The sequence below is a fragment of the Leeuwenhoekiella sp. A2 genome (genome assembly GCF_047946655.1).
GTDB lineage: Bacteria > Bacteroidota > Bacteroidia > Flavobacteriales > Flavobacteriaceae > Leeuwenhoekiella.
The window spans coordinates 2,257,646-2,283,964 of record NZ_CP172311.1; the positions used below are offsets into that span (position 1 = coordinate 2,257,646).

A 26,319-nucleotide genomic window follows, 5' to 3' on the forward strand; every position below is an offset into this window, starting at 1 on the left:
AATTTAGTATTATGAAAACATATAAATATTTATTGATGTCACTTTCTCTTATCGCTCTCACTAGTTGCGATGATGAGTTAGAATTGAATAACCCAAATAGCCAAACTGCAGAAGAATTTTGGGTAGATGCAGATCAGGCGGTAGAAGGAACAAATGCCATGTACAACAGCCTTTTAATAGATGGTTATTATATGCGTATGACTCCTGCACTTACAGACGGTCGTGGTGATGATTTCACAGGAGATAGCCCATGGTTAGATTTAATACAGGTTGCAAATTTTACAATTTTACCAACTTCAGGACCTGTACAATGGACGTGGGCTGCATATTACCAACAAGTATTAAGAGCTAACCAGGTTTTAACCCGCGTTCCTGATATAGAAATGGACGAGGCTTTGAAAAATCGTTGTTTAGGTCAGGCATATTTTTTACGCGGTCTGGCATACTTCAATTTAGTAACCAATTTTCAAAAAGTACCTTTAATACTTACAGTTGCTCAAAGTGCAGATGAATACTATCCTCCTACAGCGAGCGAAGAGGAAATTTGGAATCAAATTATCGCAGATTTTACAGCGGCTCAAAATATGCTTCCTGTAAATTTCAATAATGTTTCTGGTGAGGATCAGGGGCAAATAGGCAGAGCAACAAAAGGTGCCGCTACAGGATTTCTGGGTAAGGCTTATTTGTATACGCAACAGTGGGGGAATGCATCTACAGAATTTCAAAAACTAATCTCAGGAGCTCAGGCAAATACATATAGTCTGGTAAGCAACTACAAAGATAATTTTAGCCCGTTTACCGAAAATAATAGTGAGTCTTTATTTGAAGTTCAATTTGCAACTCCAGATCAGGTGGGAGGAACTGTCAAGAATTATGGAGGAGAACCCAGTTCTGCATGGATGCAGGTTTCATCTGTGGGTCATACATATGCCATGGATGGGTATGGATATTCAGATTTCTTACCTACCAGATGGATTTACGATGAATATAAGGTGGAAAAAACAAAAGATGGAGGTGTAGATCCAAGACTTTTAAGTGCAATAGCATCTTTTGAACCCGAAGCAAATTCTACAACTGTTTATGGTGGCAGACCCTGGCCACATGCAGAAGATGCAATTTATCCTAGAAAATATACGCACGACGGTTTTGGCTTTACTACAGAAAGTCAGGGAAGTGTAGAATTATCTGATATTAACTATCGCCTTTTAAGATATGCCGATATTTTATTGATGAATGCCGAAGCCCTAAATGAAATGGGACAGACAGATCAGGCTTACGGCTTTATACAACAGGTGAGAGATCGCGCAAATTTACCAGATTTAAAGGTCGTAAAACCAAATATGACTCAGTCACAAATGAGAGATCAGATTGCTCATGAACGGGCTCTTGAATTCTCTATAGAAGGTATACGTATTCACGATATTGTAAGATGGGGTTGGTTATACGATAGCGCTAAATTAGCAGAATTAAAGGCTCATGATAATGATTTTAATTCGTGGACGCCAGGGAAAGAATATTTACCTATCCCACAAACTGAGTTAGATGTAAATCCTAATCTTGAACCAAATTCGGCTAACTAATCCGGTATAAACACACAAAAATCACTTTATGAAACTCAAAAACAAGATCAAATTAAGCCTCTCGTGTCTGGTACTCACGGGAAGTTTATCTTTTGCTCAGGCAACGGTAAAACTAGAAGCAAATGCAGATGCCCCTACAATCAATAAAAACATCTACGGTCATTTTGCCGAACATTTAGGGCGCTGTATTTATGACGGACTTTACGTAGGTGAAAAAAGTAACATTCCTAATACAGCAGGAGTGCGTAATGATATCATTAATGCACTTAAAGAACTTAAAATTCCTAATCTGCGCTGGCCTGGTGGTTGTTTTGCAGATACCTATCATTGGAAAGACGGAGTTGGTCCTCAAAGCGAACGTCCTACGATCGTGAATACCTGGTGGGGAAATGTTACCGAAGATAATAGTTTTGGTACACATAACTTTCTAAACTTATGTGAAGAATTAGGAGCAGAACCTTACTTAGCAGGAAATGTAGGTAGCGGTGAAGTCCAAGAATTGGCAGACTGGGTACAATATGTAAATTTTGATGGCATTAGCCCAATGTCAGACTGGAGAAAGGAAAACGGAAGAGATAAACCCTGGGGAGTTAAATATTGGGGTGTAGGTAATGAAGCATGGGGCTGCGGCGGTAATATGCGTGTAGAATACTATGCAGATATCTACAGAAAATACGCCACGTTTATGTCTGGCGCAGGTTTAGATGGTGGATTATTCAGAATCGCTTCTGGCGCAAGTGATGCAGATTATCACTGGACGGAAGTTTTGATGAGAGATATTCCACATAATTTATTGCAAGGTGTAGCATTGCATCATTATTCGGTTTTAAGCTGGTCTGCAAAAGGTCCTTCGGTTAAATTTTCTGAAGAGCAGTACTTCAATATCATGAAGCAATCCTGGTTGATGGAAGAACTCGTTACAAAGCATAGCGAAGTAATGCAGAAATACGATCCTGAAAATAAAGTTGCGCTTGTAGTTGATGAATGGGGCGGCTGGTACGATGTTGAAGAAGGTACAAATCCCGGATTTCTTTATCAGCAAAACACAATGCGTGACGCGATGATCGCGGGTATGAACCTAAACATTTTCAACAATCATGCAAAACGTGTGAAAATGGCAAATCTTGCTCAGGTAGTTAATGTATTGCAAGCTGTGATTTTAACAGAGGGCGAAAAAATGATTTTAACGCCTACGTATCATGTGATGAAAATGTATAATGTACATCAGGATGCAAAGTTGATTCCGTTAGAATTAGATTCTCCTGATTATGTGTTCAATGGTGAGAAATTACCAGCAATAAACGCTTCAGCTTCTAAAGATAAAGCAGGTCTCGTTCATATTTCGCTGGTAAATATAGATGCTTCTAAAAGCAATACAGTTTCTATTGATTTAAACGAAATGGGGATTAAATCATTCACAGGGCAGATTTTGACTTCAGGTACACTTCAGGATCATAATACTTTTGATAATCCTGAAGAAATAACACCCAAAACTTTTAAAGATTTCAAACTGAAAAAAGGAACTGTTGAATTAACAATTCCTCCATTTTCAGTGGTGGTTTTAGAGGGAAAATAACCGATTTCTAATGAAAAAAACCTGGTTTTTCCGTAAAGATATTTATCGCTTTTTTTTGTGTGCATGTTTGGTTGCGACGGGCTGTTCTAAGGATTCTGGAGAAGATACCAGTTCTACAGAAAACCCTGAAGAGGAACCTCAGACTCCTGAAGTTCCTCAGGAAGAGCCCGAATCAACCTATACTGTAGATAATATTACTGACACGTATTATGACGTCGCTGGTGCTGAGAATGTGTATAACTGGGGGCCTTATAATGTGCATGATCCTTCTATAATAAAAGTTGGCGATACCTATTATTGCTACAATACAGATGTTTCTTTTGGTTCAGAAATAAGACCGGGAATTCAGATTCGTCGTTCAAAAGATCTTATTGACTGGGAATTTGTAGGGTGGGTTTTTGATGGCCTTCCGGCGAAAGGGAGTCAGTTTATAAAAAGCAAAGGTGACGATCCCTTCAACGCATTATGGGCGCCTTTTGTTATGAAAGTTGGTAGTGAATACAGATTGTATTACTCGTTATCTTCAAATACTCCACGTCTCAGTGTTATTGGTCTGGCTACTTCAAATTCGCCACTCGGTCCTTGGACAGAAAAAGATCTGGTTGTAACCTCGGTTGATGATAATTCAGTGCAAACTAATGCTATTGATCCTACAGTTGTAATTGATAAAACCGGACAGCACTGGTTGTATTACGGTTCGGCATGGGATGGTATTTATTATTTAAAACTAAATGCTGCCACAGGTCTGGCAGATTCTTCCGGAGATAAAGGAAAACGCATCGCTCAACGTGGTTTTACAGGAAATTCAATTAATGGAAATATAGAAGGTCCCGAAGTTATTTACAATGAAGAACAGGATAAATATTATATGTTCATCGCTTACGACTGGCTACAAACCAAATATAATGTACGCGTAGGTCGAAGCGATAATCCAGACGGACCATTCTACGATTTTAATGGATTAGACATTAATACTGAAGTAGATAATACACCTATGATTCTCGCTCCGTATCAGTTTAAGGGGCATTCCGGCTGGCAGGGAGTTTCTCATCCGGGAGTTTTTAAAGGTGATGATGGTCAATATTATATGGCGCATCAGGGAAGACCGGGAGAGAACAGCTATTTTATGGTATTGCACATTCGTAAAATGTATTGGACAGAAGATGGCTGGCCTATTGTTTCGCCAGAGCGTTTTGCAGGTGTAGCACAAGACGAGATCACCACTGCAGATCTTGCGGGTAACTACGAACAAATAATTCTCGGTTATCAGGTTGTACCCGGTTATGCCGAAACGCAAACACTACCGGATTTTCAATATGCGGTCGATTTACAACTTGCTGCAGATGGTTCTATAAATGGCGACGCAAACAATCAATGGTCTTTTGAAGCACCGTGGTTAACAATGAGTTTTAGCAATGGCTTTACAGATAAATTGTATGTAGAGCGAGGTAGAGATTGGGAAAACAAAGTAGCTTCTACAATTGTATTATCGGGATTAAATAATGCCGGAACAGCAATTTGGGGCAAAAAAATAAATTAAAATGAAGATAAAATTATATAGTTTATTAGCAGTAGGAGCACTTCTAATTTCGTGTAAAACAACCGTTGCTCAAACAGATGTTCAAAGAGGAATGGAATTGTTTAAAACGCAGGAAGCTTCTTTCAACAATCCCATTATAAAAGATAAATACACCGCAGATGCGGCGGCTTTGGTTTACGATGATACCGTTTATTTATACGCCGGTCACGATCAGGCAGCAGACAATGAAGAGCGGTATATTATGAATGAATGGTTAGTCTATTCTTCTAATGATGTGGTAAACTGGAAAGAACATCCTGTGCCTTTAAAACCATCAGATTTTAAATGGGCAAAGGGTGATGCTTGGGCGGCTCAGGTAATTGAGCGTGACGGAAAGTTTTATTGGTACGTTACTGTAGAACATGATTCGACACATCCCGGTAAAGCTATTGGTGTTGCGGTTTCAGACAGTCCTACCGGGCCTTTTAAAGATGCAATTGGGAAAGCGCTTATTACAAATGATATGACCACCCAAACAGATATTGGCTGGGATGATATTGATCCAACTATCTACATAGATGATGATGGGCAGGCTTATTTGTATTGGGGAAACCGGGTTTGTAAATATGTAAAGCTTAAGGAAAATATGGTAGAAATGGATGGTGAAATTCAGACTGTTGACCTTCCAAAATTCACTGAAGCACCATGGATTCATAAACGAGGTGATTGGTATTATCTGTCCTATGCCTACGATTTTCCGGAGAAAACAGCCTATGCGATGAGCAAGTCTATTACAGGACCTTGGGAATACAAAGGAATTTTAAACGAAGTTGCCGGGAATAGCAATACAAATCATCAGGCAATCATAGATTTTAAAGGAAAATCGTATTTCATTTATCATAACGGCAGCATTCCTACCCACGGAAGCAGTTTTCACAGATCAGTTTGTGTTGACCGCCTTTTTTATAATGAAGACGGAACTATAAAACGCATACAAATGACTTCTGAAGGTATTCAGGAATAACTTAAATCATGAAAGCCCATAATGGGCATTTAACAAATAAAGACCATTATCAATCATTATAAATAAAAGGATATCAATGGTTTGTGAATTTTTTATAAAGATGAAGAAATCAACCATTTTTTACCGATTTTTAGCCATTTTTGGGCTGTTTTTGACCAATTTTGGCTACGCTCAGCAGATACGTGTTCACGATCCGGTGGCGATAAAAGAAGGCAATACCTATTATATTTATTGCACAGGTCGCGGTATAAGTACTTTTAGTTCGCCAGATTTAAAGAATTGGGAACAAGGTCCGCAAGTTTTTGAGCAAAAACCGGTTTGGGCAGATTCGGTAGTAGATGATTTTAAAAATCATATCTGGGCGCCCGATATTTCGCATCATAACGGCGTTTATTATCTGTATTATTCCGTTTCGGCTTTTGGTAAAAACACCTCTGCAATTGGCGTAGCTACAAATACTGTTCTTGATCCTAAAGATGAAAATTATAACTGGGAAGATCAGGGAATTGTGATTGAATCGATTCCTAATCGTGATCTGTGGAATGCTATCGATCCTAATCTTATTATCGATGAAAACGACACGCCTTGGCTGGCTTTTGGTTCTTTTTGGGATGGTTTAAAATTGGTAAAACTGAATAAAAACCTAACTGAAATCGCGCAGCCCCAGGAATGGCATACTATCGCTCGCAGAGAACGTAATTTTGAATTGGCAGATTCAGATCCTGGCAATGCAGCTCTGGAAGCTCCTTTTATTTTTAAGAAAAACGACTATTACTATTTATTTCTTTCTTGGGATCTCTGTTGTCGTGGTGAGAACAGCACTTATAAAGTTGTTGTGGGCAGATCTAAAAATGTTACAGGGCCTTATTTAGATAAATCTGGAAAAGAGTTAAATGATGGTGGAGGCACTTTATTGGTAGAGGGAAATAATAACTGGTATGGCGCAGGTCATAACAGCACCTATACATTTGATGGGAAAGATTATATCATCTTTCACGCTTATGATGCAAAGGATAACGGCGCTCCAAAACTTAAAATTTCTGAGCTGGAATGGAATGATGGCTGGCCTAAACTAAAAACTAATGTTCTTGATTAAATGAAAAAACAGATCTCACACATAGCAAAAGCTTGCGTTTTATTCGTTTTTCTGGGAATAATTTCCTGTAAAGAAAAACCGCAAGAACTCGCGGTAAATTCTTCTGAAGCTAAAGAAGAATCTGGCTATAAAATAGAACCTGTCAACATTCAGCATGTAAAACTAACTGATGATTTCTGGCTTCCTATTATAAAACGTGTACAGGAAAAAACCATTCAGTATGCAATTGATAAATGTGAAGAAGAAGGCCGAATGGACAACTTTCTAATCGCTGGGGGTAAAATGCAAGGTTCTGTAAAAGGTGCAATGCCTTTTGATGATTCAGATTTGTATAAAATTATTGAGGGCGCTTCTAATTCGCTGATTAGTGCTCCCAATGAAAAGCTGGATGTTTTGCTTGATTCTTTAATCGCTATAATAAAAGTGGGGCAGGAGAAAGATGGCTACCTCACTACATGGCGCACAATAGATCCTGCAAAACCACCCGCGCCCTGGGTTAAAGTCACCGAAGGCAAGCGTTGGGAATATCTCAATATGAGCCATGAATTGTACAATGCCGGTCATTTATATGAAGCCGCAGCGGTGCATTATAAAGCAACCGGAAAACGCAACTTTCTCGATATCGCACTTAAAAATGCCGATTTAATCTGCAAAACCTTCGGTGATGCTGAAGGTGAAATAAAAGCTGTCCCCGGTCATGAAATTATAGAGACTGGTTTAATTCAGCTTTATAAAATCACTAATGAGGAGAAATATCTTGACATGGCGCGGTACTTTTTAGACAACCGGGGCAATCCTGAAAATCACGAATTGTATGGCGCTTATTCCCAGGATCATATCCCGCTAGTAGATCAGGATGAGGTTGTGGGGCATGCCGTTCGTGCAGTTTATGTGTACGCCGCGATGACAGATGTTGCGGCCTTGCAAAATGATAAAAGTTATGAAGATGCCGTTTTTGATCTATGGAATAATATGGTTGATAAAAAAATGTACATCACCGGCGGGATAGGAGCGAAGCATGAAGGCGAAGCTTTTGGTGAAAACTATGAGCTGCCTAACCTTACCGCTTACAATGAGACTTGTGCCGCGATAGGCGATGTATATTGGAATCATCGTTTACATGATCTCACAGGCGACGTAAAATATTTTGATGTTATAGAACGAACATTGTACAACGGTTTGATCTCTGGTCTTTCTCTTGATGGAACTAAGTTTTTCTATCCTAATGCGTTGGAATCTGACGGAGTTTATCAATTTAATCAGGGTGCTTGTACGCGTAAAGACTGGTTTGATTGTTCCTGCTGCCCTACAAATCTGGTTCGGTTTATTCCTGCCATTCCGGGGTTGATTTATTCAAAAAGTAACGACGCTATTTTTGTAAATCTTTACGCCTCAAATGAAGCCACAGTAGACTTAAATGAAAATAAAATAAAAATCACTCAGGAGACTAATTACCCGTGGGATGGAAAGATAAAAATGACCATAAACCCTGAAAAATCGGGTGATTTTGCCTTAAAATTGAGAGTTCCGGGTTGGGCTAGAAATGAGGTTTTACCGGGCGATTTGTATGCTTATGTAAATCAGTCTCAGGACAAGATAAATCTGGGGATAAATGGGCAAAATCAGGATTTTACAATAGAAAATGGCTACATAACGCTTTCGCGAAAGTGGAATACGTCAGACGAAATCGAGATCAATTTCCCTATGGAAGTTCGCGAGGTAAAAGCTTCTGACAAAGTGAAAGAAGATGAAGGGAAAGTTTCTGTTGAATATGGGCCTATCGTTTACGCCGTTGAAGAAATTGATAACAAAAAAGACTTTGATGCGATTAAAATATCTGCCACAGAAGATTTTACAGTAACCAAAGAAAATGACCTTCTGAAAGGCGTTAACACTATAAATTCAAACAATTTTAAAGCCATTCCCTATTACGCCTGGTCAAATCGCGGAATAGGAAAAATGAAAGTTTGGCTGGATTATCAACAATAAATCACACAAGAAAAGCACACTAATGAAAAATAAAATTATACAGAAAGTTGCCTTAATTGCTCTGGGACTTCAGGCGACAATGGGTTTTAGTCAGGCAAATCTTGACGTAGATCTGTCAAAGAGCATCACAAAAATTGCTCCCACGATGTACGGTATTTTCTTTGAAGATATCAACTTCGCTGCAGATGGCGGTTTATACGCAGAACTTGTAAAAAACCGTTCTTTTGAGTTTGAACTTCCCATGATGGGCTGGCTGGAGCCTAACAGCGACAGACATTCCTTTAATAATAATTCAGGGATTGCCGCGCCGGTTAAATATATGTATGATTCTGGCAATGAGAATTTTTGCAGAGTTACTGTAAAAAATGCCTCGGGTTATGAGCTGATTAATCAGGGTTTCCGTGGGATGGGAATCAAAGAAGGCGATACGTATAATCTTTCGCTTGAAGCGAAAAAATTTACCGGAGACATAACAAAAATTATCGTTCAGTTAATAGATGATAATGGAAAAGTTATAGGCGAGACTTCGGTTGTTCCTGAATCTTCAGAATGGAAAACTTATGAAGGCACACTGGTGGCCAATTCCACTGTAGAAAAAGCACAATTAAAAATCACTTTTGAAGGAACGGGAGAGATCGATCTTGATATGATTTCGCTTTTCCCACAAGATACCTGGAAAGGTAGAAAAAACGGTTTACGTAAGGATTTAGTGCAGTTATTGGACGATTTAAATCCAGGGTTTTTACGTTTTCCCGGGGGTTGTATAGTTGAAGGAAGAACGCTGGCAAAACGTTATCAGTGGAAAAAAACTGTTGGTCCTGTTGAAGATCGTCCTTCGCTTATAAACAGATGGAATACTGAGTTTGCACATCGTCTTGCGCCGGATTATTTTCAGTCTTTCGGTCTTGGTTTTTTTGAATATTTTCAACTCGCCGAAGATATGGGAGCAGAGCCGCTGCCTATTTTAAGTTGCGGTATCGCTTGCCAGTTTAACACCGGCGAACTTGTGCCAATGGAAGATCTTGATCCTTATGTGCAGGATGCGCTTGATCTGATCGAGTTTGCAAATGGTTCTACAGAAACTGCATGGGGAAAAGTTCGTGCAGATATGGGTCATCCTGAACCTTTTAATATGAAATATATAGGCGTAGGTAACGAGCAATGGGGACCAGAATATATTGAGCGCTACAAGGTTTTTAACGCCGCGATCAAAGAGAAATATCCTGATATGATTATAGTTTCAGGAAGCGGCCCATTTCCCGAAGGAGATTATTTTGATTACGGGATGAAGGAATTGCAAAAAATAGGAGCCGAGATAATTGACGAGCATTATTACAAGCCTCCGGCCTGGTTTCGTGAAAACGCGACTCGTTACGATAGTTATGACCGCAACGGCCCTAAGATTTTCGCAGGTGAATATGCCGCGCAAAGTGTAGCAATCGCAAGTCCTGAAAATAAAAACAACTGGGAATGCGCGCTTTCTGAAGCGGCATTTATGACGGGTCTTGAGCGCAATGCTGAGGTTGTTCATTTAACGTCTTACGCGCCGCTAATGGCTCATTCTGAAGGTTGGCAATGGACGCCAGATCTTATTTGGTTCAACAATCTTACAGCTTACGGAACGCCAAATTATTATGTGCAAAAACTGTTTGCTACAAATAGCGGTACAGATTTATTTTCGGTAAAAGAGAATGGAGAAGCGCTTACCGGGCAGCATGAATTGTATGCTACAGCGGTTACTGATGCAAAAACGAAAGAAGTAATTGTGAAGCTTGTAAATACATCTGGAGAAGCTCAGGAAATAAATCTTAATTTTAAAGGAAGCAAGATTTCTGGTAAAGGTGAGATTGTAACCTTGATGAAAGGAGACTTAACGGCCGAAAATTCATTTGAAGCGCCACAAAATATCTCCCCAAAAACCGAAGAAATCCGGGTAAAAGGCAGTAAAAGTAGCATCACTTTACCTGCGTATTCGCTTAATGTGGTGAAGATTTCAATGAAATAAAATCAAACTTTAAAACAAGTGTAGTTAATACATTTATTTTTATATTTTTATCAAAAGAATACTACTTCGATGAAGGGATATGTTATAGGGCTAGATTACGGGACAGATTCTGTACGTGCGGTTTTGATCAATACAGAAAATGGGGAAGAGATCGCGGCAGATGTGCATTATTATCAGCGGTGGAAAGAGCGTAAATACTGTGATGCAAAAGCAAACAGGTTTCGCCAGCACCCATTAGATCATATAGAGGGACTTGAAAAAACGATCAAAACGATTGTAAAATCGGCTAAAATTGACTCAAAAACGATAAAAAGTATCTGTATCGATACGACCGGGTCTTCGCCGGTTCCTGTCACCAAAGAAGGTCAACCGCTTGCTTTAGTTGAAGGTTTTGAAGAAAACCCAAATGCGATGATGGTCTTGTGGAAAGATCATACTTCCATTGAAGAGGCCAATGAAATAAACGAATTGGCTGCCAACTGGGGTGGTGAGAATTTCACCAAATACGAAGGCGGAATTTATTCTTCTGAATGGTTTTGGGCGAAAATTCTGCATGTTGCTCGCGAAGATGAAGCCGTAAAAGAAGCCGCTTTTACCTGGATGGAACATTGTGATTTAATGACTTTTTTATTGGTTGATAAATCACTTGAAGAATTTAAGCGCAGTCGCTGTGCCGCCGGTCATAAAGCGATGTGGCATGAAGACTGGGGCGGACTACCAGCTGAAGAGTTTTTAGGAAAACTTGATCCTTATTTGGCACATTTACGCGCCAACTTATACACTGAAACTTATACTTCTGATGAAATCGCGGGAACTTTAACCGCAGCATGGGCAGAAAAACTGGGTCTTACTACAGATACAATTATCGCGGTAGGAACTTTTGATGCGCATTCTGGAGCCGTGGGAGCAAAAATTGAAGAACATGCGCTGGTACGCGTGATGGGAACTTCAACTTGTGATATTATTGTTTCAGATAAAAATGTGGTTAATACCAAAACCGTAAAAGGAATTTGTGGTCAGGTTGATGGCTCTGTGATTCCGGGAATGATTGGGCTAGAAGCGGGTCAGTCAGCTTTTGGGGATTTGCTCGCATGGTTTAAGGATATGTTGAGTTGGCCAATTGATAATTTGGTCATGCAGTCTGATATACTTTCGCAGCAGCAAAAAACAGATTTACAAGAAGAAATAGATGATAATTTCATCAAAAAACTAACTGCAGATGCAGAGAAAATACCGCTTTCAGAAAGTATCCCCACAGCTTTAGACTGGATTAACGGTCGTCGCACACCAGATGCAAATCAGGAATTAAAAAGTGCGATGAGCGGTTTAAATTTAGGAACTCGTGCTCCGCATTTATTTAAAGCACTTGTTAATGCCATTTGTTTTGGTTCTAAAAAAATAGTTGACCGTTTTGAGGAAGAAGGAATTGCAATTCATACGGTGATAGGAATTGGTGGCGTTGCCCGAAAGTCTCCTTTTATTATGCAAACGCTCGCAAATGTGCTTAATATGCCCATAAAAGTGGCAGCTTCAGATCAGGCTCCTGCTTTGGGAGCAGCAATTTATGCTGCGGTGGCTGCGGGGATTTATCCTTCGGTTATTGAAGCCAGTGCAAATATGGGCAGTGATTTTGAAGCAGAATACCATCCACAGCCCGAAACGGTAGAAGCGTACAACGAACTGATGAAATCCTACGAAGATCTGTCTGCTTTCGTGGAAACGAATTTGAACAAACAAACAACGATCAATGAATTCCAACTATAACGATTTAAAACAAGAATGCTACGAAGCCAATATGCAGCTTGACGCGCTCAATTTGGTGATCTACACTTTTGGAAACGTAAGCGCAGTTGACCGAAAAAACGGAGTTTTTGCCATAAAACCCAGCGGTGTGCCTTACGAAATTTTAAAACCTGAAGATATTGTAATCCTTGATTTTGAAAACAATATTATTGAGGGGGAAATGCGTCCTTCATCAGACACAAAAACTCATGCGTATCTGTATAAAAATTGGCTGGAAATTGGCGGAATCGCTCATACCCATGCTACTTATTCTGTTGCCTGGGCTCAAGCACAGCGCGATATTCCGGTTTTTGGAACAACGCATGCAGATCATTTAACCGCAGATATACCTTGTGCGCCGCCTATGCATGACGAACTGATAGCAGGAAATTATGAACACAATACGGGTATTCAGATTTTAGATTGTTTTAAAGAAAAAGGTCTTTCTTATGAAGAAGTGCAAATGGTTCTTTTAGGAAATCACGGTCCTTTTACATGGGGAGAGAATGCGGCGAAAGCGGTCTACAATAGTAAAGTGCTTGAAGAGATTGCGAGAATGGCGCAACTAACACTACAGATTAATACGGAAGCTCCACGGCTCAAGGATTCTTTGATAAAAAAACATTACGAGCGTAAACATGGCAAAGATGCTTATTACGGGCAGGGTTGCTAACCTTATAGATGTTTTGTTTTTACGAAGTGAGATATACTTCGCAGAACTTTGACAATTTATTGACCAATAATTTTAAAATCATTTTAATCTCTACAAGATCCTATGGGACTATTAACTTTTGCAGGCTTCACAATTTTAGTTGCCATTATCGCTTACTATTCCACTTTAAAAACAGACGAAACCACTTCAGATGGTTATTTTTTAGGAGGACGTAGCCTTACGGGACCCGTAATCGCAGGATCACTTTTACTTACTAATCTGTCTACAGAGCAGATCGTAGGGATGAACGGTATTGCTTTTAGTGAGGGGATTTTGATAATGGCATATGAAGTTCTTGCAGCAGTAGCAATGGTTTTTACCGCATTTGTTTTGCTGCCTAAATATTTAAAAGGCGGGATCGCCACAATACCACAGTTTTTAGAAAAACGATATGGATCACTTACTAAAACCATCGTTTCTATCCTCTTTTTATTAGGATACGCGATCTCTATGCTGCCTACTGTTCTTTACTCTGGCGCATTAGCTATAAATACCATGTTTAACCTGCCTGAAAGAATGGGCATGGAGCCAGAAAGCGCTTTATGGGTTACGGTTTGGGGTATTGGGATTATAGGTAGTATTTACGCGATTTTTGGTGGTTTAAGGGCGGTTGCCGTTTCAGATTCTATTAATGCTATTGGGCTTATTGTGGGCGGACTCATGATTCCTGTGTTTGGCTTACTATATGTAGGTGACGGGAATATTTTTGAAGGAATGAATATTTTAACAACTAATCTACCCGAGAAGTTTGAAATATTGGGAGGTCGTGATTCATCAGTTCCGTGGGGCACTTTATTTACCGGTATGCTCATCGTAAATTTTTACTATTGGGGAACAAATCAGGCTATTATACAGCGGGCTCTGGGTGCAAAAAATCTTGTAGAAGGACAAAAAGGTCTTTGTCTTGCAGCATTCATTAAGATTTTAGGACCTTTAATTGTAGTACTTCCCGGTATAATAGCTTTCCAGATTTTTAATGGGGATCTTTCAAATGCAGATGAAGCCTACCCCATGTTAGTAAAAAAGGTTCTTCCTGTAGGGTTGATCGGTTTTTTTGCAGCTGTTCTTTTTGGGGCAATATTAAGTTCGTTTAATAGTGCGCTTAATAGCTCAGTAACTCTTTTCGGTTTAGATTTTTATAAGCAATATATAAATAAGGAGGCTTCAGAAAAGCAGGTGGTAAGAGCGGGAAAGACCTTCGGTATTTTTCTGGCACTTTTCTCAATGGGTATCGCACCCTTACTTTACGGTGTAGAAGGTGGTATTTTTAATTACCTGCAAGAACTAAATGGCTCTTACAGTGTGCCCATATTGGCAATAATACTGGTAGGTTATTTCTCTAAGCGTGTTTCTGGTTTCGCAGCAAATATTGCTATCGTCTTTGGGGTAGTCGTTTATTTAGTTTCACTTTATGTGATAAAACCGATTATGGTTTCTTCGGCTTTAGAGAACGCAAGGATAAACGGTGTAACAGATGCGTTGCAATTAGCAGATATTCAGGCAGGCGCATTTCCTCACTTCTTACATCTAATGGGTATCATATTCGTTCTCGTGGTAGCCATATTGTTCATAGTGAGCAATTTTAAGCCAAGAACCACAGATTATATAGAGATATATACAAATCAAGTAGATATAACTCCGTGGAAATACCTAAAACCGGTAGGCATTTCAATTTGCGTCGCCGTAATAGGAATTTACATTTATTTCTCATAAAATTTTCAACCAAAAGATAATAGAATACATGAACTATAATATTGATCAATACGAAGTCTGGTTTATAACCGGAAGTCAACATCTATACGGGGCAGAGGCACTTAAAGAAGTGGCTTCTCATTCTCAACAAATCGCAGCGGGACTTGCAGAATCTAAGCATATTCCCGTAAAAATTGTATATAAAGAACTGGTCACTACTCCTGCAGAAATTACAGATATGTGTCTTGCAGCAACAAACAGTAAGAATTGTATAGGCGTGATCCTGTGGATGCATACTTTTTCACCCGCAAAAATGTGGATAAAAGGGCTCAGTCTGCTTAAAAAACCAATCTGTCATTTGCATACGCAGTTCAATGCCGAAATTCCTTTTGAAAAGATAGATATGGATTTTATGAATCTGAATCAGTCTGCTCATGGTGATCGTGAATTCGGGTTTATGATGACCAGAATGCGCTTAAAGCGAAAGGTGGTGGTAGGGCACTGGCAGGATGATAGAGTACAATCTAAACTGGGGATTTTCACACGTGTCGCTTTAGGATGGAATGAATTTCAGAATTTGAAAGTCGCACGTATAGGCGATAATATGCGGGAAGTTGCGGTTACTGAAGGCGATAAAGTTGAAGCGCAGATGCGTTTTGGCTTTACCGTAAATGGATATGATTCTTCAGATGTGGTGCAAAAAATAAACGAAGTCTCACAAAGTGATCTTGATGCACTTTTAGCCACGTATGAATCTGAATATAACCTTGCCGACAAACTCAAAGAAGGTGGTGAAAAACGACAATCTTTAATAGATGCAGCTAAAATTGAATTAGGGTTAAGAGCTTTTTTAGAAGAGGGTGGTTTTGGAGCGTTTACAGATACCTTTGAAAATCTTGGCGAACTCAAACAACTTCCGGGAATTGCGACCCAGCGTTTAATGGCAGACGGTTATGGTTTTGGCGGTGAAGGTGACTGGAAGGTTGCAGCACTTACGCGCGCCATGAAAGTGATGAGCTACGGTCTTGATGGAGGAACGTCGTTTATGGAAGATTACACCTATCATTTCACACCTCAAAAATCATATGTTTTGGGATCGCACATGCTTGAGATCTGCCCGTCAATTGCAGATGCAAAACCAAGTTGTGAAGTTCACCCGTTGGGAATAGGCGGAAAAGAAGATCCTGTACGACTGGTTTTTAATTCACCGGCCGGGCCAGCAATCAACGCCTCTTTAATAGATATGGGCAACCGTTTTAGATTAATCGTAAATGAAGTAGAAGCCGTAAAACCGGAAGCAGATCTGCCTAATTTACCGGTAGCCCGCGTACTTTGGGATTGTAAACCTGACCTTGATGTGGCCGCTACTAGTTGGATTCTTGCCGGTGGCGCACACCATACCGTATATAGCCAGGCAATTACTACAGAGTTTATGGAAGATTTTGCCGATATTGCAGGGATAGAGCTATTAGTTATTGATGAGCGCACGCGAGTGCGTGATTTTAAAGATAACATCAATGCTAATGAAGCTTACTATCATATGTTTCAGCATAGAATGTAAATCTAAAAACCAACCATAAACATGAAAATATCGCATAAATACCTTTCAATTTTAGCTTTGCTGGTAATAGGAGCAAGCGCAATACAGTGTAAAAGTGATAAGAAAACCGAAGTTTCTGAAGAGGCTCCGGCAGAAGAAAAAGCTTCAGTTTCTATAGAAAAATCATCTTTTGGTAAACTGGAAGATGGTACAGAAATCGACCAATTTACCCTAAAAAACGCCCAGGGAATGGAAATATCGATCATTACCTACGGCGGGCGAATAACCACATTGAAAGCTCCTGATAAAGATGGGAACCTTGAAAATGTAGTAATTGGTTTTGATTCCCTTTCGCAGTACACAAAGAGCAACCCGTACTTTGGGGCGCTCATAGGTCGGTACGGAAACCGCATTGCAAATGGCGAATTTACTCTTGACGGCGAGACATATGAATTACTCAAGAACGATGGCCCCAATAGTTTGCATGGCGGAACAAAAGGTTTTGATAAAGTGATTTGGACTGCAGAAGAAATGCCGGCAGAAGATAATTCAGCTTCTTTAAAACTTACCTATACAAGTAAGGATATGGAAGAAGGTTATCCCGGTAATCTGGAGACTACGGTTACGTATACGCTTACAGATGATAACGCTTTAAAGGTGAACTACCAGGCTACAACAGATAAAAAGACGGTTGTTAACCTGACGCAACATTCTTATTTCAATCTTTCGGGGGATTTTAATGAGCCAATCTTAGATCATAAAGTGATGATCAATGCTGATAAATTTGTTCCGGTAAATGAAACATTGATTCCCACGGGAGAGTTGAGAGATGTAGCAGGAACTCCTTTTGATTTCCGCGAAGCGAAAACAATAGGAGACGAGATTAATGCAGATAATGATCAGATTAAAAAAGGTGGTGGTTATGATCATTGCTGGGTTTTAAATGGGCAGGGTAAAGAGCGTCTTGCTGCATCGGCTTATGACCCTAAAAGCGGAAGGTTTCTTGAAGTCTATACAGATGAACCAGGAATTCAGTTTTATACCGGCAACTTTTTAGATGGCTCATTACCCCAGAGAGGGTCAAACAATACCTATGCAAAACGTACCGGTTTTTGCTTAGAAACGCAGCATTATCCAGATTCACCTAATCAGGAAGAATTTCCTACGACGGTATTAAATCCCGGCGAAACTTATAATACGACTACGACTTTTAAATTTTCGGTGAAGTAAGATCCCGTAAAACAATTGTAAAAAAACCGAACTCCTTTAAAAAGATGTTCGGTTTTTTTGTGCAAAATCTGCACTTTTATTTTGTATTACACTAACTTCATACAGTCAAACAATTTACTGTTATATGAATACCAATATTTTAGATTTATCCCGAAAGGTGATTTTCGTTTTGCTTATAAATTTAAGTTTCACTTTTTCTGCACAAGCACAACAGGAAACAATTACGCTCTGGGAAAATGGAATTCCCGGAAGCAAATCATCAGACGTTTACAAGGAGCAGGTAGATTATAAAAATGATAAAATAAACAGCCTAAGCCAGGTAACAACACCAGAAATGACTGTTTTTACTCCGCAAAAAGCTAACGGTACAGCAGTAGTTATTTGCCCGGGCGGTGGCTATCTTCATCTTGCAATTGACAAAGAAGGATTCAAAATAGGAGATTGGTTTGCAAAACATGGGGTAACCGCTTTTGTGCTCAAGTATCGCTTACCCAGCGATGTGATAATGCAAGATAAGACTATAGGGCCTTTGCAGGATGCTCAACGTGCCATGCGCATAGTAAGGCAAAATGCAACGAAGTATAATATTGATACGAGTAAAGTAGGCATAATGGGATTCTCAGCCGGCGGTCATCTGGCATCTACTTTATCTACGCATTATAACGATTCTGTATATGATTCAGAACCCGGTATAAGTGCAAAACCAGACTTCTCTATTTTGCTATATCCTGTAATAAGCATGCAAGAAGAAATTACGCACAGGGGGTCTCGAGAAAATTTGCTGGGTAAAAATCCTGAGGATACTTTAGTCGATTTTTATTCTAATGAAAAGCAAGTGAATAGTGCAACTCCCATCACCTTTTTAATACACGCAGCAGATGATAATGTCGTACCTGTGGCTAATAGTATAAACTACTTTACCGCACTAAATGCTAACCATGTAAAAACCGAAATGCATATTTATGAGACGGGCGGCCATGGTTTTGGACTTGGTACAGAAGAAACTTCAAATAGCTGGCCTGACGCACTCGCACTTTGGCTTAAAAAAAATGATCTTATTAACTAAGAACTTGAAGATAATGATTTTGCATTTGTTTCCCTCAACAGAAAATAAATTTTCAGATTCTAACGCTCTAATCTTGCTCAAGACTTAGCTTAGAATTTTTATAAACTCATTTTAATTTTAGAAAATCAACCAACCAAATACTTTGTAAATGCCAACTTTTTCATTTTTCGCTTTAAGCGAAAAGAACACATTGCGACTTGTAGTTTTCATTTTTATTTCGCTTTTAGCGGTACAAGCAAAATCACAGGAGATCATTACAATAAATACCAAAAGCAACGCTTTAGTGCTTGAAATAAACGCTGAAAAGGAAGTAAAAACGCTCTATTTAGGCCAAAAATTGGCTACAGAAGCCGAATATCGGCAAATATCAGGTCAATATCGGCAAGGTGATGACTATACCGGTATTTATAATTCGTTTTACACGCCTTCAGGTTCAAAAAATTTGCTGGAACCGGCAATAAATGTCACGCATGCAGATGGAAACGCGTCGCTAAGTCTGGATTATGTAAGCCATAATACAAGTACTATAGCTGAAGGAATCACGCAGACTGAAATTCTGCTTAAAGATCCTGTTTATGATTTTGAAGTTACGGTCTTTGTAAAAGCGTTTTACGAGCAGGATATTATTGAGCAGTGGACGCGTATTACAAATAAAGAAAAAGGAGACGTAACACTTAATAAATATGCATCAGCCAACTTATATCTGCATGGCAATAATGATTTCTGGTTGCATCATTATCATGGTGAATGGGCCAAAGAAATGCGCCCTGAAGAGACAAAATTATCACACGGCATCAAGGTTCTAGACTCAAAATTAGGAACACGCGCAAATATCTTTCAGCCTTCAGTATTTATGATTTCACTGGGTAAACCTTCAACAGAAGATGAAGGAGATGTCTTGTTGGGCGGTTTAGAATGGTCTGGAAATTTTAGAACAGATCTTGAGATTGATCCTTTAGAAAATCTTAGAATAATTTCAGGAATCAATGATTTTTCTTCGGCATATCGTTTAGCCAAAGGCGAAAGTTTTACCACGCCTAAATTTTGGTATACACTTTCACATGAAGGAAAAGGAAAAGCCAGCCGAAACATACAAAAATGGGCCAGAAACCATAAGATTTTAGACGGAAATGGATCACGTTTAACTTTGCTTAATAATTGGGAAGCGACCTATTTTGATTTTGATGAACCCAAGCTAAAAAATATAATAGAAGACAGTAAAAAATTAGGTGTAGACTTGTTTTTACTTGATGATGGCTGGTTTGGAAATACCTATCCCAGAAACGGCGATAATGCAGGTTTGGGCGATTGGGAAGTGAATGAAAAGAAATTGCCTAACGGCATCGGTACGCTTGTTGAAGCCGCAAAAGAAAATAATGTAAAATTTGGAATCTGGATAGAGCCGGAAATGGTAAATCCTAAAAGTGATTTGTATAACGAGCATCCTGATTGGGTGATCAAACAGCCGGAACGACCAGAACATTATTTTAGAAATCAGCTGGTTTTAGACCTGACAAATCCCGAAGTTCAGGATTTTGTGTACGGTGTGGTAGACGATTTATTTACTGAAAACCGCGATTTAGCCTATATAAAGTGGGATTGTAACGCGGTAATTTACAATGCCTATTCTAAGTCGCTAAAAAAAGATCAATCTAAATTATATGTAGATTACGTAAAAGGACTTTACAAAGTGCTTGAACGCGTACGCGAAAAATACCCAACTGTGCCTATGATGTTATGTTCTGGTGGTGGTGGAAGAGTAGATTATGCAGCTTTAAAATATTTCACAGAATTTTGGCCTAGTGATAATACAGATCCGCTGGAGCGGGTTTACATGCAATGGGAATATTCTTATTTCTACCCGGCATTGGCAATGGCTGCTCATGTTACAGCATGGAGTAAAGATCCCATAAAATATAAAGTTGATGTCGCCATGATGGGAAAACTGGGTTTTGATATTGTTGTGGACGAGTTGGCTCAAGATGATCTTAAATTTTGCGAAGAAGCTTTAACCGAATACGATGCGCTGAAAAATACGATCTGGCACGGTGATCAGTATCGTTTACAGAGTCCGTGGGATAATGATGCGGCTTCTGTGATGTATGTAAATGAAGATAAAAGTGAAGCGGTGGTGTTTACTTATTTAGTAAATAAGCGATACGGTTCTGGTACGAAGACTCCGATTCTTTTAAAAGGATTAGATCCTGCCAAAGCTTACAAAGTAGAAGAGACAAATATTTATCCTGGCGCAAATCCCGCTGTAAAATCCGCCGAATATTCAGGTGATTTCTTAATGAAAATAGGCATTAATCCTAATGTAAGCGCTTATCACACCAGTGTGGTGCTGAAGGTAAGTGTGAAGTAGGGTTTGAAAAGTGTAGTTCTCTATACCTAGAGCTGTAAAATGAATATTGTTTTGCCTTATATTTGAATATTAATGATAACCCCAAATTATAATTATAATGGCAAAATTTTTAAAAGGCAATTTATTGAATGCCGAAATTGAGAACATCTTTGATAAATGCGAAAAACAATTAATAATAGTATCTCCATTTATTAAGCTCCACACTAGATTTATTAATTCATTAAAGGCTAAAAAGGATGTAGATAAACTTCATATTAGAATACTTTTTGGAAAGAATGAAAAAGATATTTCTAAAAGTTTCAATGAAAAGGATTTTAAATTTCTTAAAGAGTTTCCAAATATTGCAATCAGTTATAATGAGCATTTACATGCAAAATATTATTCTAATGATGCAAATGCAGTTTTAAGCTCAATGAATCTTTATGAATATTCTCAAAACCATAATATTGAATTTGGAATATTGACTAACTCCTCAGTTGTTGGTAGTGTAACAAGTTCATTAATGGGAGAATCACTAGATATAGAATCTTTAAACTATTTTGAACAAGTCATCAAGGATAGCAAATTACTTTTCGAAAGAAAACCGCAATATGAAATGACCTTTGGTGGTTTAAAAAAGAAGTTTGTAGGTTCTGAAACGACTTTGGATAAATTATCTGAGATATTATTTTCTAATAAAAAAGAAAGTAATTCAGACATAATAGTAAAAACACTTTCTACAGGTTACTGTATTAGAACAGGAGAAGAAATACCATTTAATCCAGATAAACCTCTTTCCAATAAAGCTTTCAAGCAATGGTCTAAATATGGGGATGAAGAATATTCCGAAAAATTCTGTCATTTTACAGGAGAACCATCTAATGGGCAAACTTCATTTATCAAACCCATATTAAGAAAAAATTGGAAGAAAGCAATGAATGTTGATAGTAACCCACCAACAAGGCGGCAGATTTAAATTTGAAAGAACCGGCGTTTATCCTGAATATTTGCTTTTTCATTCCCCAAGCCGAAAACGTAATTGGCGCTTTAAACTGAGAAGCACAAAACAAACCGGAGTACTTAAAGTAAATGGAATCGTCGCATTCAATTATTCTTATGGTGACTTTGATTGCAAAATCCAGGAAGTAAAAGATGGACTTCCAGTTTCTGAATGGATTCAGATAGATGTAATGCTCACAATGCGAGATTAGGCAACATTGAGTTTGTTCTTCAAACTCCCATTTTTTAGCCAAAAAACCCGATTATTCCGCATTTGAGTGCTATTTTTAAAGAACCACTTAAATTCAGCGATATGGAAAAGCTAAAGAAAGAAGACATCAAACAGGAAGTTTTTGATTTATATGACGATTATGCGCATAATAAACTCAACAGAAAGCAATTTATTGATAAGCTTTCGCTTTATGCGATAGGTGGTTTAACTGTGCCTACATTGCTTAGTTTTTTAATGCCAAATTATGTTGATTCCGTTACTATAAAACCAGATGATCCTCGCTTAAAATCAGACTATATAATTTATAATTCAGAAAAAGGTGGTGGTGAAATAAGAGGACTTTTATCAATGCCGGCAGAGGCTCAGCAAAAATTACCGGGTATTGTGGTTGTGCATGAGAACAGAGGCCTCAATCCATACATAGAAGATGTGGGCAGAAGAGCGTCTGTAGAAGGTTTTATTACGCTGGCGCCAGATGCTTTGTGGCCGCTGGGCGGTTATCCCGGAAATGATGATGACGGCCGGGAAATGCAAAAGAAACGCGACCGGGATGAGATGCTTGAAGATTTTATCGCAGCTTATGATTATCTTAAAAATCATGAACAATGTAACGGGCAAATAGGCGTAGTTGGCTTTTGTTTTGGCGGATGGATCTCAAATATGATGGCCGTAAAAATCCCAACATTACAAGCGGCGGTTCCTTTTTATGGCGGGCAACCTTCTGCAGATGAAACGGCTCAAATCAATGCCCCACTGTTACTACAATACGCCGGACTTGACGAACGAGTGAATGCGGGATGGCCTGATTATGAAAAGGCCCTAAAAGAAAATGATATAGAATATACGGCTTATTTATATCCAGATGTAAATCATGGATTTCACAATAACACAACGCCTAGATATGATCCTGAAGCCGCTAAACTTGCCTGGACGCGCACAATTGATTTTTTTAATGAAAAGCTGAAATCATGAATTATAGTCATCTTTAATTTATTTCAGGGTCATATTTGTTATTTGAAAATAGAGTGAAGAGAAACTAACAAGTTCAGATTGACCATTCCCACGATCTAACCTTATTATTTGCTGTTAATGCGTTTAAAAAAGCTTTCCACTTCTTCTTCAAAAACTTCCATAGGCACTCGGTGGGCCATTTCATGTTTTAAATGCAAATGATAATCGAGTCCGCCGCCAAAATCTTTTCCAATATAATTTAATGTGTCCGCCGGATTTACAACCGTATCTTTTCCACCTAGAACTATTTGCCTAAAACCTGAGTCAGAGATTTCAGTTTCCGGAATATTCTGTGGTACAGATCTTTTTACCAATGCAGGATTAAAGAGTAATGCTGGTAGCGAAAAAGCATTTGCTATATGATAACCAGCAAAGCCACCCATACTGCTTCCCATAACCACATCAAACTTTGAATTTTTATAGTTCGCAATCAAATTAAGCACAGCATCAGGATCGTTGTGATAATCAAGATCAGGAGCGGTTACTGTTCCGTATTTAGCTAAAACATCGCGTTTTCTTTCACTTAGTTTACTTTCAAGTCCGTGGAGGTAAAGAATATTCATTGTGTTGTAAAGGTTTGGTTAAAAATAAGATATGAGTTGAGGGTTTTAAAGTAAAAAAGGTTTAACCCTTCGTTCACCTGAACTTCCGTTGAAAAAGAGGAAGATTAATAAAAACAAAAAACCCCGAAACTAAAAGTTTCAGGGTTTTAATGTGGTACCTCCAGGAATCGAACCAGGGACACACGGATTTTCAGTCCGTTGCTCTACCAACTGAGCTAAGGTACCTCGCTAAAGCGGCTGCAAATATAAAATCATATTTTAAACTGTACAACACTTCTGCCTAAAAATACGTTATAAATTTAAATGTATTTTCTAATTACTTCATAGCATGCGGAATATCAATTTGTATTTTTGCCCAATATTTCAACATTTATGAATCTAGCTGTAGATATTGGCAACACACGCATCAAAATAGGTGTTTTTGCAAATGATAATTTAGTGTTTAAAACCGAAACTGCTGAATCTGATTTTGAAAACGCTTTAAATGCAATTTTAAAACAACATGAATTAACTACTGCTATCGTGGCCGCCAGCGGAAATTCTCAAAAAGTTGTCACTTTGCTTCAAAAATCGGGTCTTTTAGTCAAAATATTAGATCATAAAACTGTGTTACCATTCAAAAATCTTTATAAAACCCCACAAACATTGGGTTTAGATAGAGTTGCTCTGGTTTCAGCTGCTGTGAAAAGTTATCCTGAAGAAGATGTTTTAGTTATTGATGCCGGTACCTGCGTCACTTATGATTTTAAAAATAAACGTGAGGAATACTTAGGGGGAAGTATTTCGCCTGGGTTGCAAATGAGGTTTAAGGCACTTAATACATTTACGGCAGGTCTGCCACTTATTGAGTCTGGTGATGATGTAGTACGCATAGGTGCAGATACAAAAGAGGCCATACAATCTGGTGTTATTTGGGGTATTACTGCTGAAATAAATGGTGTAATAGATTGGTATAAAAATAAATACAACGATTTAACAATTATTTTAACAGGAGGGGATATGCTATTTTTGTCTAAAACCTTAAAAAATGGCATCTTTGCCAACTCAAATTTTCTCCTGGAAGGATTGAATTACTTAATATTATTCAACAAAAATCAATGATAAAAAGGCTTTTAGTGGTAGTAGTGTTTATCTTGGCTGCACCTATTTTCGCACAAGAGGGAACCTCGTCACCCTATTCATATTACGGTATCGGGTCTTTAAATTTTAGAGGAACGGTAGAAAATCAAGCCATGGGAGGGTTGAGTATTTTAGGAGATAGTGTTCATCTTAACCTATTAAACCCCGCAGGTTACGGTGCTCTTAAGCTCACAAATTACACATTAGGTGGTGAGCATAGTGAGATCAATTTAAAAAGTGATGAAGGTTCTGCATCAAATAGATCAACAAGTTTGAACTATTTGGCCCTTGGTTTTCCATTATCAGATAATTTAGGAGCTGGTTTTGGTCTATTGCCATACACCTCAGTTGATTATAAGATAACTAACGAAAGTGATGATGCTTATCGCTATTACTACGGTAGAGGAGGCCTTAATAAAGCATTTTTAAGTTTTGGTTACGAGCCTTTCAAGGGTTTCCGTGTAGGTGTTACCGGTAATTATAACTTTGGTAGTATAAGAAATGAGGCTGTGTATGATGAAGATGGTGTATCTTACGGTGTGCGAGAAGTTAATAATTCAGACTTAAGTGGTTTTTCTTTCAATATTGGTTTGCAGTATGAGAAAGCTTTAGAGAGCGGACTTACGCTTTATAGTTCATTAAATTATATTCCAGAAAGTACACTCACTTCAGAGAATACACGTAATCTGGAGACTGTGTTAATTTCGCGCTCAGAGAATGCAGTTCTTTCCGTTGTTGATCAACAAAGCGTAGCTGTAGATAATAACGATCTTGTATTGCCATCTGAGGTTACTTTAGGTTTTGGTGTAGGAGAGCGCAATAAATGGTTTGCTGGGGGTGAATTTTCTTCACAGCAAAGCAGTGATTTTACAAATCGTACATTTGAAATATCAAATGCTCAATTTAATAATGCTTCAAAATATAGAATAGGTGGTTATTTTGTGCCTAAATTTAATTCTATAACAAGTTACTGGGATCGTGTGACTTACAGAGCTGGAGCGAGATTTGAAGAGACGGGGCTCATGATCAATAATGAGGATATAAATGAGTTTGGCATATCTTTTGGAGTTGGGTTACCAATCGGGCGTGCCTTCAGTAATGCAAACCTTAGTTTTGAATACGGTCAACGCGGAACAACAAGCTCAGGTTTGGTTAAAGAAGACTTTTTTAAATTTGGTCTAAGCCTTTCACTTAATAGTAAGTGGTTTGTGCCTAATAAATTTAATTAAAATCATTAATA

General features: G+C 38.6%; 20 protein-coding genes and 1 tRNA gene. 19 read left to right on the forward strand and 2 right to left on the reverse strand.

From position 1 onward, the window contains the following. Positions 1–11 precede the first annotated feature (11 nt). The 17 genes from ACH3PA_RS09915 (at position 12) to ACH3PA_RS09995 (ending at position 23,358) form a co-directional block, all read left to right on the forward strand. Positions 12–1,580 carry a RagB/SusD family nutrient uptake outer membrane protein gene (locus ACH3PA_RS09915; protein ID WP_416444652.1) on the forward strand — a complete coding sequence of 523 codons (1,569 nt, stop codon included), beginning with the start codon at positions 12–14 and terminating at the stop codon, positions 1,578–1,580. 28 nt (positions 1,581–1,608) lie between these two features. After that, positions 1,609–3,156, forward strand: coding sequence for an alpha-N-arabinofuranosidase (locus tag ACH3PA_RS09920; protein WP_416444650.1), 1,548 nt, complete (start codon positions 1,609–1,611; stop codon positions 3,154–3,156). Positions 3,157–3,166: 10 nt separating this feature from the next. Further along, positions 3,167–4,696: an arabinan endo-1,5-alpha-L-arabinosidase gene (locus ACH3PA_RS09925; RefSeq protein WP_416444648.1), complete on the forward strand. Its 1,530-nt coding sequence runs from the start codon at positions 3,167–3,169 to the stop codon at positions 4,694–4,696. Between the two features lies 1 nt (position 4,697). Next, positions 4,698–5,699 carry a glycoside hydrolase family 43 protein gene (locus tag ACH3PA_RS09930; protein WP_416444646.1) on the forward strand — a complete coding sequence of 334 codons (1,002 nt, stop codon included), beginning with the start codon at positions 4,698–4,700 and terminating at the stop codon, positions 5,697–5,699. A gap of 100 nt (positions 5,700–5,799) precedes the next feature. Continuing rightward, positions 5,800–6,795 (forward strand): arabinan endo-1,5-alpha-L-arabinosidase, encoded by a 996-nt coding sequence (locus tag ACH3PA_RS09935; RefSeq protein WP_416444644.1) that lies wholly within the window; start codon positions 5,800–5,802, stop codon positions 6,793–6,795. Next, complete coding sequence (locus tag ACH3PA_RS09940; RefSeq protein ID WP_416444642.1) at positions 6,796–8,784, forward strand: glycoside hydrolase family 127 protein; 1,989 nt, start codon at positions 6,796–6,798, stop codon at positions 8,782–8,784. Between the two features lie 22 nt (positions 8,785–8,806). Next, positions 8,807–10,789 carry an alpha-L-arabinofuranosidase C-terminal domain-containing protein gene (locus ACH3PA_RS09945; RefSeq protein ID WP_416444640.1) on the forward strand — a complete coding sequence of 661 codons (1,983 nt, stop codon included), beginning with the start codon at positions 8,807–8,809 and terminating at the stop codon, positions 10,787–10,789. 69 nt (positions 10,790–10,858) lie between these two features. Next, positions 10,859–12,553 carry a ribulokinase gene (locus ACH3PA_RS09950; protein WP_416444638.1) on the forward strand — a complete coding sequence of 565 codons (1,695 nt, stop codon included), beginning with the start codon at positions 10,859–10,861 and terminating at the stop codon, positions 12,551–12,553. After that, the gene (locus tag ACH3PA_RS09955) at positions 12,537–13,244 is read left to right on the forward strand and encodes an L-ribulose-5-phosphate 4-epimerase (RefSeq protein ID WP_416444636.1); all 708 of its coding nucleotides are present in this window, start codon (positions 12,537–12,539) and stop codon (positions 13,242–13,244) included. Before ACH3PA_RS09950 ends, ACH3PA_RS09955 begins: the two co-directional genes overlap by 17 nt. A gap of 102 nt (positions 13,245–13,346) precedes the next feature. Next, positions 13,347–14,996: a solute:sodium symporter family transporter gene (locus ACH3PA_RS09960; RefSeq protein ID WP_416444634.1), complete on the forward strand. Its 1,650-nt coding sequence runs from the start codon at positions 13,347–13,349 to the stop codon at positions 14,994–14,996. A 28-nt stretch (positions 14,997–15,024) separates the two neighbouring features. Then, positions 15,025–16,536: an L-arabinose isomerase gene (gene araA / locus ACH3PA_RS09965; RefSeq protein WP_416444632.1), complete on the forward strand. Its 1,512-nt coding sequence runs from the start codon at positions 15,025–15,027 to the stop codon at positions 16,534–16,536. A 21-nt stretch (positions 16,537–16,557) separates the two neighbouring features. Further along, a complete protein-coding gene (locus ACH3PA_RS09970) occupies positions 16,558–17,745 on the forward strand; it encodes an aldose epimerase family protein (protein WP_416444630.1) in 1,188 nt (395 codons plus the stop codon). A gap of 124 nt (positions 17,746–17,869) precedes the next feature. Further along, positions 17,870–18,811 carry an alpha/beta hydrolase gene (locus ACH3PA_RS09975; protein WP_416444628.1) on the forward strand — a complete coding sequence of 314 codons (942 nt, stop codon included), beginning with the start codon at positions 17,870–17,872 and terminating at the stop codon, positions 18,809–18,811. A 148-nt stretch (positions 18,812–18,959) separates the two neighbouring features. Next, complete coding sequence (locus tag ACH3PA_RS09980) at positions 18,960–21,176, forward strand: alpha-galactosidase (protein WP_416444626.1); 2,217 nt, start codon at positions 18,960–18,962, stop codon at positions 21,174–21,176. A gap of 97 nt (positions 21,177–21,273) precedes the next feature. After that, entirely contained in the window at positions 21,274–22,131 is an 858-nt protein-coding gene (locus ACH3PA_RS09985; RefSeq protein WP_416444624.1) for a phospholipase D-like domain-containing protein, read from the forward strand. Next, positions 22,094–22,366: a hypothetical protein gene (locus ACH3PA_RS09990; protein WP_416444622.1), complete on the forward strand. Its 273-nt coding sequence runs from the start codon at positions 22,094–22,096 to the stop codon at positions 22,364–22,366. The genes ACH3PA_RS09985 and ACH3PA_RS09990 overlap by 38 nt, the downstream gene beginning before the upstream one ends. 101 nt (positions 22,367–22,467) lie before the next feature. Then, positions 22,468–23,358 (forward strand): dienelactone hydrolase family protein, encoded by an 891-nt coding sequence (locus ACH3PA_RS09995; protein WP_416444620.1) that lies wholly within the window; start codon positions 22,468–22,470, stop codon positions 23,356–23,358. A 104-nt stretch (positions 23,359–23,462) separates the two neighbouring features. Here the strand turns inward: ACH3PA_RS09995 and ACH3PA_RS10000 are convergent, their stop codons facing one another. Both ACH3PA_RS10000 and ACH3PA_RS10005 read right to left on the reverse strand, forming a co-directional pair. Continuing rightward, entirely contained in the window at positions 23,463–23,960 is a 498-nt protein-coding gene (locus ACH3PA_RS10000; protein ID WP_416444618.1) for a YqiA/YcfP family alpha/beta fold hydrolase, read from the reverse strand. A 152-nt stretch (positions 23,961–24,112) separates the two neighbouring features. Next, positions 24,113–24,185, reverse strand: a tRNA-Phe gene (locus ACH3PA_RS10005). A 147-nt stretch (positions 24,186–24,332) separates the two neighbouring features. Here ACH3PA_RS10005 and ACH3PA_RS10010 point away from each other — a divergent pair. Both ACH3PA_RS10010 and ACH3PA_RS10015 read left to right on the forward strand, forming a co-directional pair. Continuing rightward, positions 24,333–25,061: a type III pantothenate kinase gene (locus ACH3PA_RS10010; RefSeq protein WP_416444616.1), complete on the forward strand. Its 729-nt coding sequence runs from the start codon at positions 24,333–24,335 to the stop codon at positions 25,059–25,061. Next, positions 25,058–26,308: a hypothetical protein gene (locus ACH3PA_RS10015; protein WP_416444614.1), complete on the forward strand. Its 1,251-nt coding sequence runs from the start codon at positions 25,058–25,060 to the stop codon at positions 26,306–26,308. Before ACH3PA_RS10010 ends, ACH3PA_RS10015 begins: the two co-directional genes overlap by 4 nt. The last annotated feature ends 11 nt before the right edge of the window (positions 26,309–26,319 follow it).

Excerpts from the sequence above, each read along its gene's own strand:
- ACH3PA_RS09915 (WP_416444652.1), top strand. The coding sequence starts at position 12 with ATGAAAACATATAAATATTTATTGATGTCACTTTCTCTTATCGCTCTC.
- ACH3PA_RS09920 (WP_416444650.1), top strand. The coding sequence starts at position 1,609 with ATGAAACTCAAAAACAAGATCAAATTAAGCCTCTCGTGTCTGGTACTC.
- ACH3PA_RS09925 (WP_416444648.1), top strand. The coding sequence starts at position 3,167 with ATGAAAAAAACCTGGTTTTTCCGTAAAGATATTTATCGCTTTTTTTTG.
- ACH3PA_RS09930 (WP_416444646.1), top strand. The coding sequence starts at position 4,698 with ATGAAGATAAAATTATATAGTTTATTAGCAGTAGGAGCACTTCTAATT.
- ACH3PA_RS09935 (WP_416444644.1), top strand. The coding sequence starts at position 5,800 with ATGAAGAAATCAACCATTTTTTACCGATTTTTAGCCATTTTTGGGCTG.
- ACH3PA_RS09940 (WP_416444642.1), top strand. The coding sequence starts at position 6,796 with ATGAAAAAACAGATCTCACACATAGCAAAAGCTTGCGTTTTATTCGTT.
- ACH3PA_RS09945 (WP_416444640.1), top strand. The coding sequence starts at position 8,807 with ATGAAAAATAAAATTATACAGAAAGTTGCCTTAATTGCTCTGGGACTT.
- ACH3PA_RS09950 (WP_416444638.1), top strand. The coding sequence starts at position 10,859 with ATGAAGGGATATGTTATAGGGCTAGATTACGGGACAGATTCTGTACGT.
- ACH3PA_RS09955 (WP_416444636.1), top strand. The coding sequence starts at position 12,537 with ATGAATTCCAACTATAACGATTTAAAACAAGAATGCTACGAAGCCAAT.
- ACH3PA_RS09960 (WP_416444634.1), top strand. The coding sequence starts at position 13,347 with ATGGGACTATTAACTTTTGCAGGCTTCACAATTTTAGTTGCCATTATC.
- araA (WP_416444632.1), top strand. The coding sequence starts at position 15,025 with ATGAACTATAATATTGATCAATACGAAGTCTGGTTTATAACCGGAAGT.
- ACH3PA_RS09970 (WP_416444630.1), top strand. The coding sequence starts at position 16,558 with ATGAAAATATCGCATAAATACCTTTCAATTTTAGCTTTGCTGGTAATA.
- ACH3PA_RS09975 (WP_416444628.1), top strand. The coding sequence starts at position 17,870 with ATGAATACCAATATTTTAGATTTATCCCGAAAGGTGATTTTCGTTTTG.
- ACH3PA_RS09980 (WP_416444626.1), top strand. The coding sequence starts at position 18,960 with ATGCCAACTTTTTCATTTTTCGCTTTAAGCGAAAAGAACACATTGCGA.
- ACH3PA_RS09985 (WP_416444624.1), top strand. The coding sequence starts at position 21,274 with ATGGCAAAATTTTTAAAAGGCAATTTATTGAATGCCGAAATTGAGAAC.
- ACH3PA_RS09990 (WP_416444622.1), top strand. The coding sequence starts at position 22,094 with ATGTTGATAGTAACCCACCAACAAGGCGGCAGATTTAAATTTGAAAGA.
- ACH3PA_RS09995 (WP_416444620.1), top strand. The coding sequence starts at position 22,468 with ATGGAAAAGCTAAAGAAAGAAGACATCAAACAGGAAGTTTTTGATTTA.
- ACH3PA_RS10000 (WP_416444618.1), bottom strand. The coding sequence starts at position 23,960 with ATGAATATTCTTTACCTCCACGGACTTGAAAGTAAACTAAGTGAAAGA.
- ACH3PA_RS10010 (WP_416444616.1), top strand. The coding sequence starts at position 24,333 with ATGAATCTAGCTGTAGATATTGGCAACACACGCATCAAAATAGGTGTT.
- ACH3PA_RS10015 (WP_416444614.1), top strand. The coding sequence starts at position 25,058 with ATGATAAAAAGGCTTTTAGTGGTAGTAGTGTTTATCTTGGCTGCACCT.